Raw genomic sequence first — 15,536 nt, 5'->3', positions numbered from 1 at the left:
CTTGAATTTTCAGAACGTAATCTATGCAGCGTTGGTGTTGTGCGGCATTGTTGTGGGGTGGCTAATCGCTATTTTGCGTACAGGGCGGAATACAGCGGTACGTGAGGCAGAATTCGGCCACCTCTCACAAAACCTACAGCTTAGCGAGCAGCGGGAACAAGCGCTGCAGCAGCAGCTGCAGTTATTACAGCAACGGCAAAGTGAATGGCATGCGAAAGCTGCGGCCGCACAGGAAAAGCTTCAACAACTGGATTACTGGCAGCAACAAACTGAGCAGCTTAATCAGGAATTACGTCACCAATTTGACCTTAATCGTGCGCAAGAGGCGGAGCTAAGAGAAGTCACTACTCGTTGGCAAGAGTCGCAACGTGCGATGGAAGAGAAGCATCAGCTATTAACCGACAGTGAAAAGCGTCTGACCACGCAGTTCGAAAACCTTGCCAGCCGAATTTTCGAGCAGAGCCATCGCCGGGTCGACGAACAGAATCGCCAAAGCCTCACCGGATTGCTATCCCCTCTTCGTGAGCAACTGGATGGGTTTCGTCGTCACGTGAGTGAGAGCTTCAGTCAAGAGGCGCGCGAAAGACATACGCTTACGCATGAAATAAAACAGTTACAACAACTCAATAGCCAAATGGCACAAGAAGCGCTTAACCTTACAAATGCCCTGAAGGGAGATAACAAAATTCAGGGGAACTGGGGAGAAGTTGTCTTAGCACGCGTATTAGAAGCTTCCGGGTTACGTGAGGGCTACGAATACCAGACCCAAGTCAGTATCCAGAGTGAACAAAAGCGCTATCAACCCGATATCATAGTGCGATTACCTCAAGAGAAAGATGTGGTTATCGATGCTAAAATGACCTTGGTTGCTTATGAACGCTACTTTAATGCCACGGACGATGCGGCTCGCCAGCAAGCCGCTCAAGAACATATTTTGGCAGTACGACAGCATATCCGTGGGTTGGGTCGTAAAGATTATCAAGGCTTACCGGGTTTACGCAGTCTTGATTACGTTTTGATGTTTATCCCCGTAGAACCGGCTTTTCTGTTGGCCTTGGACCGGGAACCCGAGCTGATCAATGAAGCGCTATCTCATAATATTATGTTGGTCAGTCCCACCACGTTGTTGGTGGCGTTACGCACGATTAATAACCTCTGGCGTTACGAGCATCAAAGCCAGAACGCGCAAAAAATCGCTGAACGTGCGGCAAAACTCTACGACAAAATGCGACTCTTCGTAGAGGATATGACGATATTGGGAGGGACCTTGGACAAGGCACAATCCAGTTATCATCAAGCGATGAAAAAGCTCACCCATGGACGTGGTAATATGCTGGCACAAACCGAAGCCTTCCGACAGTTAGGGGTTGAGGTAAAACGTCCTATAGACAAGCAATTAACCGAACAAGCCATGTCAGATGAGCCGGACTCTGATACACTTGATACAGACGCATTGACTAAGCAGGTAAATACAGATGGCAGATAATTCCAAGGACACCACCCACTTTGGCTTTCAAACCGTAGCTAAAGATGAAAAGGCCGGCAAAGTAGCCGATGTATTCCATTCCGTCGCAGCAAAATACGACTTGATGAATGATCTCATGTCGATGGGCATTCACCGAGTATGGAAACGCTTCACCATAGATTGCAGTGGTGTGCGTCGTGGTCAACGCGTTCTCGACCTTGCGGGTGGGACGGGCGATTTAACGGCAAAATTTTCTCGCTTAGTGGGCGAGACCGGTGAAGTCGTCCTAGCGGATATCAATAGCTCAATGCTAAAAATGGGACGCGAAAAACTGCGCAACCTCGGCATTGCAGGGAATGTGAGTTACGTACAAGCAAATGCTGAAGCGCTCCCTTTTCCGGATAATTATTTTGACTGTATTACTATCTCTTTTGGCCTGCGTAACGTTACCGATAAAGATAAAGCGTTAGCCTCGATGTTTCGTGTCTTAAAGCCGGGCGGTCGCCTATTAGTTCTAGAGTTCTCGAAACCGCTGCTTGAGCCACTTAGCAAAGTTTACGATGCTTACTCTTTCCATATTCTTCCCCGTATTGGTCAGCTGGTGGCAAACGATGCTGAAAGCTATCGCTATCTGGCGGAATCTATTCGTATGCATCCGGATCAAGAGACCTTAAAACAGATGATGGAAGACGTTGGGTTTGAAAACAGCACCTATTACAACCTAACCGGTGGGATCGTTGCACTGCATCGCGGGTATAAATTTTAATGCCAACCATGCCAATGATCACGGCGCTTCTTGAGCAAGGGCTCAATCGGACGCTCTGGCAGGATCGCGGGGCGAAAAGTACTCGGCAGCGCCTAAAAGGGAAAATTCTTACCCTTAATATTCGTGAGCTGGGACAGCCGCTAGTACTATACTTTAGCGATCAGCAGATCGACGTATTGAATACGGCAACGCCAGACAGTGATTGTACTGTTACGCTCAGCATGAAGGTTTTACCTCAGCTTCAGGATCGTAAAAACCTAACATCGTTGATTAAATCGAGCCAAGTTGACGTTGAGGGTGATCTCCAAGTTATTCAACTCTTTTCAACCTTGATCGATTTAGCTGAATTCGACCCTGCCGAATATCTTGCGCCTTGGGTCGGCGACTTAATCGCCCAATCGGTGACCCAGACGGGGAAAAATATTGCCCACTTCGTCCAGCGAACCTTGCTTAGGCGTCAGTCTCAAGTCAGTGATACGCTGATCGAAGAGTGGCGCGTAGTCCCCGGTGCTTTAGAACAAGCGTGGTTTTGTGAAGAAGCACAAGCGGTCGCACGGCAATGTGATGTGTTAGAAGATCGTTTATCGAAATTGGAGACTCTATGACGTTTGGTGAATTGCGTCGGCTCTATTTTATTATTCGTATATTTTTAACTTACGGATTAGATGAGTTAATTCCTCGAACGCGTTTAGCCTTACCGCTTAGGCTTTGGCGTAAGGGTGTTTTTTGGATACCGAATAAGCACCAAGATAAGGCGATAGGTTTACGTCTGCGTCTTGCCCTTGAGCAGTTAGGTCCAGTTTGGATTAAGCTGGGGCAAATGTTGTCGACGCGACGCGACCTTTTCCCTCCTGAAATTGCCGACCAGTTAGCATCGCTGCAAGACCGTGTACCGCCTTTTGACGGCGTCCGCGCGAAAGCTCAGATTGAAAAATCGTTAGGGGGACCAGTTGAAACCTATTTCGATGATTTTGATATCAACCCATTAGCTTCGGCATCGATTGCACAGGTACACACGGCTATTCTCAAAGAGAATCAGAAGCATGTCGTGATTAAGGTGATCCGTCCGGATATTCTGCCTGTTATTAAAGCCGATATGCGACTGATTTATCGGTTAGCAAGCTGGTTACCGAGGATCTTACCGGATGGTCGTCGTCTTCGCCCGATTGAAGTTGTTAAAGATTACGAAAAAACGTTAATTGATGAGCTGAACCTCCTACGTGAAGGGGCCAACGCTATTCAGTTACGTCGCAATTTTGAAGGCAATAATCTGCTGTACGTCCCGGAGGTTTACTCCGATTATGGCAGTGAAACGATGTTAGTGATGGAACGTATCTACGGTATTCCGATCTCTGACACGCAAACACTGGTAGAGCGGGGCATTAATATGAAACTCCTCGCCGAGCGTGGCGTGCAGGTCTTCTTTACCCAAGTATTTCGTGACAGCTTCTTCCATGCGGATATGCACCCAGGGAATATTTTTGTGAGTCATGACCATCCTGATGACCCGCAATATATCGCTATCGACTGCGGAATTGTTGGCTCGTTAAATAAAAATGACAAGCGCTATCTCGCAGAAAACTTTATCGCCTTTTTCAATCGTGATTATCGGCGAGTCGCTGAGCTCCACGTCGATTCTGGATGGGTACCACCAGATACCAATGTCGAGGATTTCGAGTTTTCAATCAGAACGGTATGCGAACCGATTTTTGAAAAGCCTTTGGCTGAAATATCTTTTGGCCATGTGTTACTGAATCTCTTCAACACCGCGCGTCGCTTCAACATGGAAGTCCAGCCGCAACTGGTATTATTACAGAAAACCTTGCTTTATATTGAAGGAATTGGTCGCCAACTTTATCCGCAACTCGACTTATGGAAAACGGCGAAGCCTTTCCTTGAGGACTGGATTAAGGATCAGGTGGGGCTGCCTGCGCTGTGGCGCACGGTGAAAACTAAAGCCCCGATGTGGGCAGAGCGTCTGCCTGAGCTACCGGAGCTGGTTTTTGATACGCTTCATCATCATAAACTGTTAAAGCACAGCGTCGATAAACTCGCGGATCAGCTTAACCAACAGCATAACCGTCATACTCAGGTGCGATATTTGTGGGGAATGGGGGCAATTTGCTTGCTCAGCAGCACGGCCGTAATGCTCGTTCATCCGGAATTGAAATGGATGTCGGGGGGATTACTAGCAGGAGCCTTGATTAGTTGGATAGCGGGCTGGCGAAAAACTACGTAAAGAGTCATGGCAGAGCACAGCATTGCAATGGAACATCTGATATGATTAATTTTAATTAACAAGCTATTATCATTTTGAGGTCATCATGGCTGGGATCAGTATTACCAAACTCCTCATCATTGCCGTTATTGTTATCCTTTTCTTCGGAACGAAAAAGCTACGTAATTTAGGCTCCGATTTAGGCTCATCGATTAAAGGTTTCAAAAAAGCAATGAGCGACGACGAAACGAAGAAAGATCAGGATGCCGATTTCTCAACAAAATCCCTTTCTGATTCCGAAAACGCTTCGCAATCTGAAGTTAAGCACAAAGATAAAGATCAGGTATAACTCGTGTTCGATATTGGATTTAGCGAATTACTGTTGGTTTTCGTGATAGGGCTTGTAGTACTCGGCCCAGAGCGACTGCCTGTTGCGGTAAAAACGGTCGTCGGTTGGATCCGTGCTATCCGTTCTTTGGCTGCGAACGTGCAGCATGAACTGGCGCAAGAATTAAAGCTGCAAGAACTGCAGGATAGCGTTAAAAAGGTGGAAGAAGCCGGTAAGGGCATGCTCTCTCCTGAGCTAAAAGAGTCGATCGAAGAGTTACGCAAAACTGCTGATTCTGTAAAGCAAACCTACCATGAATCGATTGAAACTGAGCGGGATGAAGATTTAGCCTCTCATACTGATTCAGTCGAAAAAGCGAAAGCCTCGACGTCGAGTCAGGCAGCCAGCGAAGTGCCTAAGTCGACAGCAACTTCCTCGCGTTTAGTGACCCCAGAAGACGAAAAGGCGGCTGCTACCGCCAAGCCAACCCCAGCGGTTGAACCGGCTCAGGGTGTCGTCAAAGAAGCCACCTCCACTCCTAGCGAAGATAAAAGTTAATGGAAGTCGAAGATACTCAACCGCTTATCAGCCACTTAATCGAGCTACGTAAGCGGCTGCTTAACTGTATTATTGCTGTGTTTATTATTTTCCTCGCGTTAATCTATTTCGCGAATGATATTTATCAACTGATTGCTGCACCGCTGATCCGGCAAATGCCTGTTGGGGCCAGTATGATTGCGACAGATGTCGCGTCACCTTTTTTTACCCCAATCAAACTCACCATCATCGTTTCAGTGTTTTTGGCGGTTCCTGTCATTCTTTATCAAGTCTGGGCATTTATCGCGCCAGCGCTTTATCGCCATGAACGTAAACTGGTAATGCCATTACTTTTCTCAAGTACCTTGCTGTTTTATGTTGGGGTGGCGTTTGCTTATTTTATTGTTTTCCCACTGGCGTTCGGTTTCTTTGCCAAGACGGCCCCGCAAGGCGTACAGATTGCTACGGATATTAGTAACTATCTCGATTTTGTTATGGCGATTTTCCTCGCCTTTGGTGTGGCATTTGAGGTACCTATAGCAATCGTTCTGTTGTGCTGGACCGGTTTAACCACGCCTGACGATCTACGTAAAAAACGGCCTTATATCTTGGTCGGTGCATTTGTGGTGGGAATGCTGTTAACACCTCCTGACGTTTTTTCTCAAACTTTACTCGCTATTCCGATGTACTGCCTATTCGAAGTCGGCGTATTCTTCTCCCGTTATTATGTAGGAAAAGGACGTTGGGATAAGGAACAGGATAGCGAATCCTGAGGTCCCACTCTCAGGTTCTGCGGAATATGCTGCGGAACAACGTTGAACCAGGCCACCTTAGGGTGGCCTCGCGTTGGAAAATAAGATGTTTGATATTGGTGTTAATCTAACAAGTACGCAGTTTGCAAAAGATAGAAAACAGATCGTCACGCGTGCCCAGCAAGCAGGTATTACTGGCATTCTCATTACTGGCACGAATGCACTCGAAAGTCAGCAAGCACAATTTCTCGCTACTCAGCACCCGGGCTATTGTTGGTCTACTGCCGGCGTACACCCACATCACGCGAGTGAATGGTCACAAGAAACCGCTGGTACTCTTCGCCGGTTAGCGAGTCAACCCCAAGTAGTCGCGATCGGTGAGTGTGGTCTGGACTACAATCGCAATATCTCAATGCCCGAACAACAAGAGTACGCGTTCAACGCGCAGCTTGAATTAGCGGCCGAATTATCCATGCCAGTCTTTCTTCATTGTCGTGAAGCACATGATCGTTTTATGGCGATCCTCACGCCATGGCTAAATAAGCTTCCTGCGGTCGTCGTGCACTGTTTTACCGGCACGCGTAAGGAGCTTGAGGACTATCTTGCACAAGGCATGATGGTGGGTATTACCGGATGGGTGTGTGATGAACGACGTGGGATTGAAGTACGAGAGCTTTTACCTCTCATTCCCGCTGACCGTCTATTACTCGAAACCGATGCGCCTTATCTGCTTCCAAGAGATATGCGACCTCGCCCCCCTTCAAGGCGTAATGAACCTTGTTATCTTCCGCATATTGTCCATCAGGTCGCGGCGTGGCGTGGCGAAGATCCGCAAAGTCTGGCGGTACAAACTGACAGTAATGCCCGCCGGTTATTCGGCCTTAGCGGTTTATAGTGAGTGTTTGGTAAACGCATCGTTCTCTACGCTGCGTGCCACTGTCTTGTTTAACAGATTGAGTAATAAGATTGAGCGTGTTTCACCATCGGTTTCTTGGTAAATAGCGCTCATCCCTTCAAAAATTCCCTCAGTAATCATGACACTTTCACCGGCTTGCGGTAAGGCGGGACATAAAGCACTGTCTGAAGGGCAAGTTTGTAAACGGGCGATGACCTGCTCGGGAACCAAGGCAGGTGTGGAGCCAAAACGAACGAAGTGGCTAACGCCGCGCGTGGCGCTGATGGTAGTGGTGTGAATCACCTCTGGGTCAAACTGTAAAAAGAGATAGTTTGGGAAGAGTGGCTCACAGACTTTTTTCACCTTTGCCCGCACCAACTTTTCCGTCTCAATCATCGGGACAAAACAGGTGACTTGCTGTCTCTCTAAATGTTCTTGTGCGCGAGCCATCTGACCACGCTTGCAATACAGTAAATACCAACCAGCCATAATCTCTCCAAAGATAACGGTAAATAATAACAAAGAGATATTTATTGGTATAGTTTACTTGTGGGTTAAGCCTAAGCGATCTCAGTAAATTCTGGAATTGACCCAAATAAATCGCAGCGCCCGACGCTATTCATACATATAATGGCATTATTGCCCATCATAATCGTAGATATCACCCGTTATGAAATATCAGGACTTAAGAGACTTTATCCAGCAGTTGGAAGCCATCGGTGAGTTAAAACGTATCACACTCCCGATCGATCCGAATCTTGAAATGACTGAAATTGCTGACCGGACCTTGAGGGCAGGGGGCCCGGCGTTACTCTTCGAAAACCCCAAAGGTTACGATATGCCGGTATTGTGTAACCTGTTCGGTACGCCGCGTCGTGTCGCCCTCGGTATGGGGCGGGAAGAGGTGAGCGCGCTACGTGAAGTGGGCGAACTCCTGGCATTCCTGAAAGAGCCTGAGCCTCCTCGTGGCTTTCGTGATCTCTTTGATAAACTCCCGCGTTTCAAAAATGTCTTAAATATGCCGACGAAAAGGCTGCGTTCAGCGCCTTGTCAACAACACGTCGCACAAGGTGATGACGTCGACTTGCATAAAATCCCTGTTATGCGCTGCTGGCCAGAAGATGCCGCCCCCCTGATTACCTGGGGATTAGTGGTGACGCGTGGACCGCATAAAGAGCGACAAAATCTGGGTATCTATCGCTTACAAGTCATCGGCAAAAATAGACTAATTATGCGCTGGTTATCCCATCGCGGCGGTGCACTCGATTTTCAAGAGTGGTGTAAAGCTCATCCGGGAGAACGTTTCCCTGTCAGTGTTGCCTTGGGCGCTGACCCTGCCACAATTTTAGGCGCGGTTACGCCGGTACCCGATGGCCTGTCAGAGTATGCCTTTGCGGGGTTATTAAGAGGGACCAAAACTGAAGTCGTAAAATGCCTCTCTTCTGAACTTGAAGTCCCCGCCAGCGCGGAAATTGTGTTGGAGGGTTATATCGAACCCGGGGATTTAGCGCCCGAAGGCCCTTATGGTGACCATACTGGCTACTATAATGAAGTGGATGATTTCCCCGTCTTCACCGTAACGCATGTTACCCATCGTGATAAGCCTATCTATCATTCGACTTATACTGGCCGCCCGCCAGATGAGCCTGCTGTACTCGGTGTGGCCTTGAATGAAGTGTTGGTTCCTATTCTGATCAAACAGTTTCCGGAAATTGTCGATTTCTATTTACCGCCGGAAGGCTGTTCATACCGCTTAGCCGTGGTGACTATTAAGAAACAGTATGCAGGGCATGCAAAGCGCGTTATGTTTGGCGTGTGGTCTTTCTTACGTCAGTTTATGTATACCAAATTCGTGATAGTGTGTGATGATGACGTCAATGCGCGCGATTGGAACGACGTTATTTGGGCGATCACCACACGAATGGATCCCGCACGTGATACGGTTCTAGTCGAGAATACACCCATAGACTATCTAGATTTTGCCTCGCCAGTTTCAGGATTAGGTTCCAAAATGGGCATGGATGCAACCAACAAATGGCCGGGTGAGACAGACCGTGAGTGGGGACGCCCCATCGTCAAAGATCCCGATGTCACCGCTCGAGTGGACGCCCTGTGGGATGACTTAGCGATTTTTCCGAAGCAATGAAGGCGAACATTACAATAAACTTGTCAATGCCTGACAGAGGTAACGAATGACTATTTTAAGCTGTAACGTAATTTCTGTAGAAGCCATTACTGAGACCGTTTATCGGGTGAGGATTGTTCCTGAAACCGAATTTACGTTTCGCGCGGGCCAATACTTAATGGTGGTGATGGATGATCAAGACAAACGTCCATTCTCTGTGGCCTCAACGCCAATGGAAAAAGATATTATTGAATTACATATTGGCGCTTCGGATATGAACCTTTATGCCATGGCAGTTATGGATAAAATCCGTCAGCAGAAAACCATTCAAGTCGACATGCCCCATGGTGATGCGTGGTTACGTGAAGGTGGTCAACGACCAATGATTCTTATTGCTGGGGGGACCGGGTTCTCTTATGCCCGTTCAATCCTGCTCACCGCCTTAGCCGAAAACCCAGACCGTGAGATTGAGCTTTATTGGGGCGGGCGTGAGCCTCAACACCTTTATGATTTAACTGAGCTGGAGGCCTTGGCTGTACGTCACCCTTCGCTCAAAATTATTCCTGTAGTCGAGCAACCCGATACGCAATGGCAAGGGCGTACGGGAACGGTTCTTCCTGCGGTGCTTAACGATCACGTCTCGCTGGCAGAGCACGATATTTATATTGCCGGCCGCTTCGAAATGGCCAAAATTGCTCGCGAGCGTTTCTGTGCCGAAGCCGGTGCGCAAACTGAAAATATCTACGGGGATGCGTTCGCTTTCTTATAAGCAGCAGACTCTGTATTCAAAGGCCGATTAACTTACCGTTATCGGCCTTTTTATTTAACAGATATTCTTTCTAGTATTCGATGCTTTTTACCCTATGCCATTTTGCCCCGCACCGCTAAGCAGCCATTGCGCACTCCAGTAAAAAGCTGTGCTACCATATGCGCTGATTTTGAACCGTTTGGAGAAGGCAGAATGAATTCGTTACCCGCACTCTATCGTGCTCATATTGAAAGTTTGATCGCTCACGCACGCACTATTCTGGCGCGATCACAGCGCGATGCACTATTGATTCATTCTGGAGAGCTCATCACGGCGTTCCAAGATGACCATGCGTATCCATTTAAAGTTAACCCCTTATTCAAAGCCTGGCTGCCCATTACTGAAACCGCAAACTGTTGGTTATGGATTGATGGCCAGGCACGCCCGACACTCTATTTCTATTCACCTACCGACTATTGGCACAAAGTCGATCCGCTGCCTGACACATATTGGAGCCAAGAATTTACCATTGTGGCATTAAAACAGGCCAACGATATCGCAACCTTACTGCCGACCGATCGCAGCAATGTTGCTTACCTTGGATCAGCGACGCATCGCGCAACAGCGCTTGGGATCCCTGCCTCGCAGCATAACCCGCAACAGATCATCGACTATCTTCACTATTACCGTAGTTTTAAAACGGATTATGAGCTGTATTGCATGCGTGAAGCGCAGCAGAGTGCGGTGAAAGGGCATCTGGCCGCACGCGAGAGTTTTTTCGCGGGAGCAAGTGAATTCCAAATCAACAATGATTATCTCGCGGCGACAGGACAGCGTGATACCAATGTGCCTTATGGGAATATTGTGGCAATCAATGAACATGCCTCTGTCTTACACTATACGCATCTCGATCATCAACGGCCGAAAACCCCTCGGAGTTTCTTATTAGATGCGGGCAGCGAGTTCAATGGTTATGCCGCTGATTTAACACGTTCTTATGCAGCATCACCGAACACGTTATATGCCGAACTGGTGGCGGCGGTGAATCAACATGAACTGGCGTTAATTGATACGCTAACAGTGGGACAGCATTACAGCGATTATCATCTGCAAATGAATCAGCGTATTGCCTCTATTCTCTGCGAAACCGGTATTATGAAAGGTATTAGCGAAGAGGCTCTGGTGAGTGAAAATATCACTTCGACCTTTATGCCACACGGGGTAGGGCATTCACTCGGCTTGCAAGTTCATGATGTTGCAGGTTTTATGCAAGATGAGCAGGGAACACACCTTGCTGCCCCGGCTGAATACCCATGGCTACGTTGCACGCGAATGATTGAACCTCGTATGGTGCTAACGATCGAACCGGGTTTGTACTTTATTGAGTCGCTCCTCGCACCATGGCGTAATAGTTCGTACAGCCAACACTTTAATTGGAATGTAATCGATGATTTAAAAGCCTATGGTGGGATTCGTATCGAAGATAATGTCATTATATGGCCAGACCGTATCGAGAACATGACGCGTGATTTACAGCTACCCTAATGCATAGCTATCCAATCCCTGTTCAAGCAGAAACAATTGTTGAAGAGACGATAAAGAAAAGTCGTTTCATCACTTACATTGTGCATACCGTTGGCGTTGATGCCGCGAAAAATGTTGTTCAAGTTATTCGAGAACAACATCCCACGGCTCGTCACCATTGCTGGGCTTTTGTTGCGGGAGCGCCTAATGACTCGCAACAACTGGGCTTCTCGGATGATGGTGAACCTTCGGGAACGGCAGGTAAACCTATGTTAGCCCAGTTGATGGGGAGCGGGTTAGGCGAGGTCACCGCTGTCGTGGTGCGTTACTATGGTGGCGTCATGCTCGGAACCGGGGGATTAGTGAAAGCCTATGGCGGTGGGGTACAGCAAGCTCTGAAGCATGTCGAGCGGCAGATTAAAATTCCTAAACAGACCTACTGGCTCCAATGTCAGTATGGCCAGTTAGCAGAAATCGAACGTATCGTGCAGCGCCATCAAGGTGAACTTCTCGATACGCGTTTCACCGAACACGTCACGGTTAATATTGCCTTACCTGAAGCATTTTTAGCAGAGTGCAATGAGGCATTGAGTCAATTTAGCCGTGGTGAACTCCATTTACAGCAGCAATAAATAATCCTGAATCAGGTCGAATAGGACAGGCAGCATGCAATTCCGAGCCCTTACCCGTATTGTAGGTCTTTTAATTATTATCTTCTCAGGCACCATGATGTTGCCGGGGCTTGTGGCACTGATCTACCGAGATGGGGCAGGAAGAGCATTTAGCCAGACCTTTCTCACTGCATTAGTGATTGGATCGCTACTCTGGTGGCCTAACCGTAAGCATCGACGAGAGCTGAAACCTCGCGAAGGTTTTTTTATCGTAGTCCTATTTTGGATAGTGCTTGGTAGCGTCGGAGCATTACCTTTTATGTTTGCCGAGCGACCACATCTTTCTGTTACGGACGCTTTTTTCGAGTCATTCTCCGGCCTCACCACTACTGGCGCGACAACGCTCATCGGTCTCGATACCTTACCTAAGGCAATCCTATTTTATCGGCAAATGTTACAATGGTTAGGGGGGATGGGAATTATCGTCTTAGCCGTAGCCATTCTACCAATATTAGGGGTAGGGGGGATGCAGCTTTACCGCGCAGAAATGCCGGGCCCTTTAAAAGATAATAAAATGCGGCCTAGGATTGCTGAAACGGCTAAAACCTTATGGTTGATTTATGTATTGCTGACGATAGCGTGCGCATTAGCGCTCTGGTTTGCCGGTATGCCGTTATTTGACGCGATTAGCCATAGCTTCTCAACCATATCGATCGGGGGCTTTTCTACCCATGACTCGAGTGTCGGTTATTTCAACAGCCCACTGATCAACAGTATTATTGCAATCTTCCTTCTGATTTCTGGCTGTAACTATGGTCTCCACTTCTCGCTGCTTTCGGGGAGAAGCCTTAAAGTGTATTGGCGTGATCCGGAGTTCCGCGTCTTTATTGGTGTGCAGTTAAGTTTAGTGGTCATCGCCACTTTGATCCTCATGACGCACCATGTCTATCACGGCTTTTGGGCGACATTAGATCAAGCTTTTTTCCAAGTTGTTTCGATGGCAACAACGGCTGGATTCACTACAGACAGTATTGCTCATTGGCCGTTATTCTTACCTGTCCTTCTATTATGTACCGCGTTTATTGGTGGGTGTGCTGGTTCGACAGGGGGGGGGCTTAAAGTTATCCGTATCCTTTTACTGTTTAAGCAAGGTAACCGTGAGCTAAAACGGCTAGTGCACCCTAACGCAGTCTACACCATCAAATTAGGGGATCGCCCTCTACCTGAGCGAATCATCGAAGCGGTATGGGGATTCTTCTCGGCCTATGCTTTGGTCTTTTTAGTCAGCATGATGGCAATCATTGCAACGGGCGTAGATAACTTTTCTGCATTTGCCGCGGTGGCTGCAACACTTAATAACTTGGGCCCAGGGCTTGGCGTAGTGGCCGATAACTTTGCGTCAATGAATGACACCGCGAAATGGATACTGATTTCGACTATGCTGTTTGGGCGTTTAGAAGTTTTTACGCTACTCGTTCTTTTCACGCCAACCTTCTGGCGTCAATAAGGTATATGAATGAAAACTCTTCTTCTTTATTCCACGCGCGATGGGCAGACTCATAAGATTGCGCAAGCTATCCAGCTGGATATGGTTCCGCAACAGGTCGACCTTTATGATTTAACGGCGTTACCTCCTATTGATTGGTCGCTATACGATAAAGTAATTATCGGAGCGTCGATTCGCTACGGGCGCTTTGCGCCTCAGTTGGCAGAGTTTGTTGAGGCACATCTTGACGAATTAGGTCAGCGCTACAGTGCATTCTATTCGGTAAACCTTACGGCGCGGAAAGCCGACAAAGCGTCTCCCGATACCAATGTCTATACACATAAGTTTTTAAGCGCTTCTTCTTGGGTACCGGATGAGGTCGCTGTTTTCGCTGGCGCGTTACGTTATCCCCGTTATCGTTGGTTTGATCGCTTTATGATCGGATTAATTATGAAGATGACCGGAGGAGAAACCGATAAGACTAAAGAGGTTGAATACACGCAATGGGAAAAGGTTCGCGAATTTGCCCTGAAAATCGCTGAGAAAAAGAGCAAATCGGTGGCAAATTGAGTGGTTAGGTTAGAAAAGAAACGAACGATAATTTTTTTTAAATAATCCCTTGCGCTCTGAGCGGAACTCCCTATAATGCGCATCCACTGACACGGCAAAGCGAGATACGCAGCGCGGTGACAGGGACTGAAGCGATTCGGTCCAGGAGAAAAAATCAAAATAATGATTGACTCCTGAGGTGAAGCGAGTAATATACGCCACCTCGCGACAACGAGTTAAAACGTTGATTCGCAATGCTCTTTAACAATTTATCAGACAATCTGTGTGGGCACTCGCAGGATTGATATCACAAAAAACTTTGTAGTATCAAGTCTTGAAGAGTGACACTGAAAATTCATTTACGAATAACAGAATAATTTCTTTGAGCATCAAACTTTAAATTGAAGAGTTTGATCATGGCTCAGATTGAACGCTGGCGGCAGGCCTAACACATGCAAGTCGAACGGTAACAGAAAGTAGCTTGCTACTTTGCTGACGAGTGGCGGACGGGTGAGTAATGTCTGGGGATCTGCCTGATGGAGGGGGATAACTACTGGAAACGGTAGCTAATACCGCATAATGTCGCAAGACCAAAGCGGGGGACTTTCGGGCCTCGCACCATCAGATGAACCCAGATGGGATTAGCTAGTAGGTAGGGTAATGGCTTACCTAGGCGACGATCCCTAGCTGGTCTGAGAGGATGACCAGCCACACTGGAACTGAGACACGGTCCAGACTCCTACGGGAGGCAGCAGTGGGGAATATTGCACAATGGGCGCAAGCCTGATGCAGCCATGCCGCGTGTATGAAGAAGGCCTTCGGGTTGTAAAGTACTTTCAGTCAGGAGGAAGGGTGTGAAATTAATACTTTCATGCATTGACGTTACTGACAGAAGAAGCACCGGCTAACTCCGTGCCAGCAGCCGCGGTAATACGGAGGGTGCAAGCGTTAATCGGAATTACTGGGCGTAAAGCGCACGCAGGCGGTTTGTTAAGTCAGATGTGAAATCCCCGGGCTCAACCTGGGAACTGCATTTGAAACTGGCAAGCTTGAGTCTTGTAGAGGGGGGTAGAATTCCAGGTGTAGCGGTGAAATGCGTAGAGATCTGGAGGAATACCGGTGGCGAAGGCGGCCCCCTGGACAAAGACTGACGCTCAGGTGCGAAAGCGTGGGGAGCAAACAGGATTAGATACCCTGGTAGTCCACGCCGTAAACGATGTCGACTTGGAGGCTGTTCCCTTGAGGAGTGGCTTCCGGAGCTAACGCGTTAAGTCGACCGCCTGGGGAGTACGGCCGCAAGGTTAAAACTCAAATGAATTGACGGGGGCCCGCACAAGCGGTGGAGCATGTGGTTTAATTCGATGCAACGCGAAGAACCTTACCTACTCTTGACATCCAGAGAATTTAGCAGAGATGCTTTAGTGCCTTCGGGAACTCTGAGACAGGTGCTGCATGGCTGTCGTCAGCTCGTGTTGTGAAATGTTGGGTTAAGTCCCGCAACGAGCGCAACCCTTATCCTTTGTTGCCAGCAC

At 48.0% G+C, this 15,536-nt stretch carries 15 protein-coding genes and 1 rRNA gene; 15 read left to right on the top strand and 1 reads right to left on the bottom strand.

Annotated elements, in window-relative coordinates:
* Position 1 precedes the first annotated feature (1 nt).
* The 8 genes from rmuC (at position 2) to tatD (ending at position 6,961) form a co-directional block, all read left to right on the top strand.
* Positions 2-1,486, top strand: coding sequence for a DNA recombination protein RmuC (gene rmuC / locus MKR94_RS07610; RefSeq protein WP_241646384.1), 1,485 nt, complete (start codon positions 2-4; stop codon positions 1,484-1,486).
* Positions 1,476-2,231: a bifunctional demethylmenaquinone methyltransferase/2-methoxy-6-polyprenyl-1,4-benzoquinol methylase UbiE gene (ubiE, locus tag MKR94_RS07605; protein WP_048911243.1), complete on the top strand. Its 756-nt coding sequence runs from the start codon at positions 1,476-1,478 to the stop codon at positions 2,229-2,231. Before rmuC ends, ubiE begins: the two co-directional genes overlap by 11 nt.
* Entirely contained in the window at positions 2,231-2,836 is a 606-nt protein-coding gene (gene ubiJ / locus MKR94_RS07600; protein WP_241646383.1) for a ubiquinone biosynthesis protein UbiJ, read from the top strand. Before ubiE ends, ubiJ begins: the two co-directional genes overlap by 1 nt.
* Positions 2,833-4,470, top strand: a complete 1,638-nt coding sequence (gene ubiB, locus MKR94_RS07595) for a ubiquinone biosynthesis regulatory protein kinase UbiB (RefSeq protein ID WP_241646382.1) — start codon at positions 2,833-2,835, stop codon at positions 4,468-4,470. Before ubiJ ends, ubiB begins: the two co-directional genes overlap by 4 nt.
* Positions 4,471-4,555: 85 nt before the next feature.
* The gene (gene tatA / locus MKR94_RS07590) at positions 4,556-4,798 is read left to right on the top strand and encodes a twin-arginine translocase TatA/TatE family subunit (RefSeq protein ID WP_048911250.1); all 243 of its coding nucleotides are present in this window, start codon (positions 4,556-4,558) and stop codon (positions 4,796-4,798) included.
* Positions 4,799-4,801: 3 nt separating this feature from the next.
* Positions 4,802-5,335, top strand: coding sequence for a Sec-independent protein translocase protein TatB (gene tatB / locus MKR94_RS07585; protein ID WP_241646381.1), 534 nt, complete (start codon positions 4,802-4,804; stop codon positions 5,333-5,335).
* Entirely contained in the window at positions 5,335-6,087 is a 753-nt protein-coding gene (gene tatC, locus MKR94_RS07580; protein WP_099823111.1) for a Sec-independent protein translocase subunit TatC, read from the top strand. Before tatB ends, tatC begins: the two co-directional genes overlap by 1 nt.
* Positions 6,088-6,172: 85 nt before the next feature.
* Positions 6,173-6,961 (top strand): 3'-5' ssDNA/RNA exonuclease TatD, encoded by a 789-nt coding sequence (tatD, locus tag MKR94_RS07575; RefSeq protein WP_241646380.1) that lies wholly within the window; start codon positions 6,173-6,175, stop codon positions 6,959-6,961.
* On the opposite strand, the gene rfaH is transcribed toward tatD, so the two are convergent.
* Positions 6,956-7,450, bottom strand: coding sequence for a transcription/translation regulatory transformer protein RfaH (gene rfaH / locus MKR94_RS07570; RefSeq protein ID WP_241646379.1), 495 nt, complete (start codon positions 7,448-7,450; stop codon positions 6,956-6,958). The genes tatD and rfaH overlap by 6 nt on opposite strands.
* A gap of 181 nt (positions 7,451-7,631) precedes the next feature.
* On the opposite strand from rfaH, the gene ubiD reads away from it, so the two are divergent.
* The 7 genes from ubiD to MKR94_RS07535 all read left to right on the top strand — a co-directional run.
* Positions 7,632-9,107, top strand: coding sequence for a 4-hydroxy-3-polyprenylbenzoate decarboxylase (ubiD, locus tag MKR94_RS07565; protein WP_048911255.1), 1,476 nt, complete (start codon positions 7,632-7,634; stop codon positions 9,105-9,107).
* A 46-nt stretch (positions 9,108-9,153) separates the two neighbouring features.
* A complete protein-coding gene (fre, locus tag MKR94_RS07560) occupies positions 9,154-9,855 on the top strand; it encodes an NAD(P)H-flavin reductase (protein ID WP_241646378.1) in 702 nt (233 codons plus the stop codon).
* 192 nt (positions 9,856-10,047) lie between these two features.
* Entirely contained in the window at positions 10,048-11,379 is a 1,332-nt protein-coding gene (gene pepQ, locus MKR94_RS07555; RefSeq protein WP_241646377.1) for a Xaa-Pro dipeptidase, read from the top strand.
* A complete protein-coding gene (locus MKR94_RS07550; RefSeq protein ID WP_241646376.1) occupies positions 11,379-11,990 on the top strand; it encodes an IMPACT family protein in 612 nt (203 codons plus the stop codon). The genes pepQ and MKR94_RS07550 overlap by 1 nt, the downstream gene beginning before the upstream one ends.
* Positions 11,991-12,024: 34 nt before the next feature.
* On the top strand, positions 12,025-13,476 hold the full coding sequence (gene trkH / locus MKR94_RS07545; RefSeq protein WP_241646375.1) for a Trk system potassium transporter TrkH: 1,452 nt from the start codon (positions 12,025-12,027) through the stop codon (positions 13,474-13,476).
* Between the two features lie 9 nt (positions 13,477-13,485).
* Entirely contained in the window at positions 13,486-14,025 is a 540-nt protein-coding gene (gene hemG, locus MKR94_RS07540; RefSeq protein ID WP_241646374.1) for a menaquinone-dependent protoporphyrinogen IX dehydrogenase, read from the top strand.
* Positions 14,026-14,402: 377 nt separating this feature from the next.
* Positions 14,403-15,536 (top strand): 16S ribosomal RNA (locus MKR94_RS07535); the annotation flags it as partial.

Source organism: Rosenbergiella metrosideri, from assembly GCF_022602565.1.
In the GTDB taxonomy this organism is placed as follows: domain Bacteria; phylum Pseudomonadota; class Gammaproteobacteria; order Enterobacterales; family Enterobacteriaceae; genus Rosenbergiella; species Rosenbergiella metrosideri.
The sequence above is the reverse complement of the archived record's forward strand: the minus strand, read 5'-3'. Positions and strand labels throughout refer to the sequence as shown.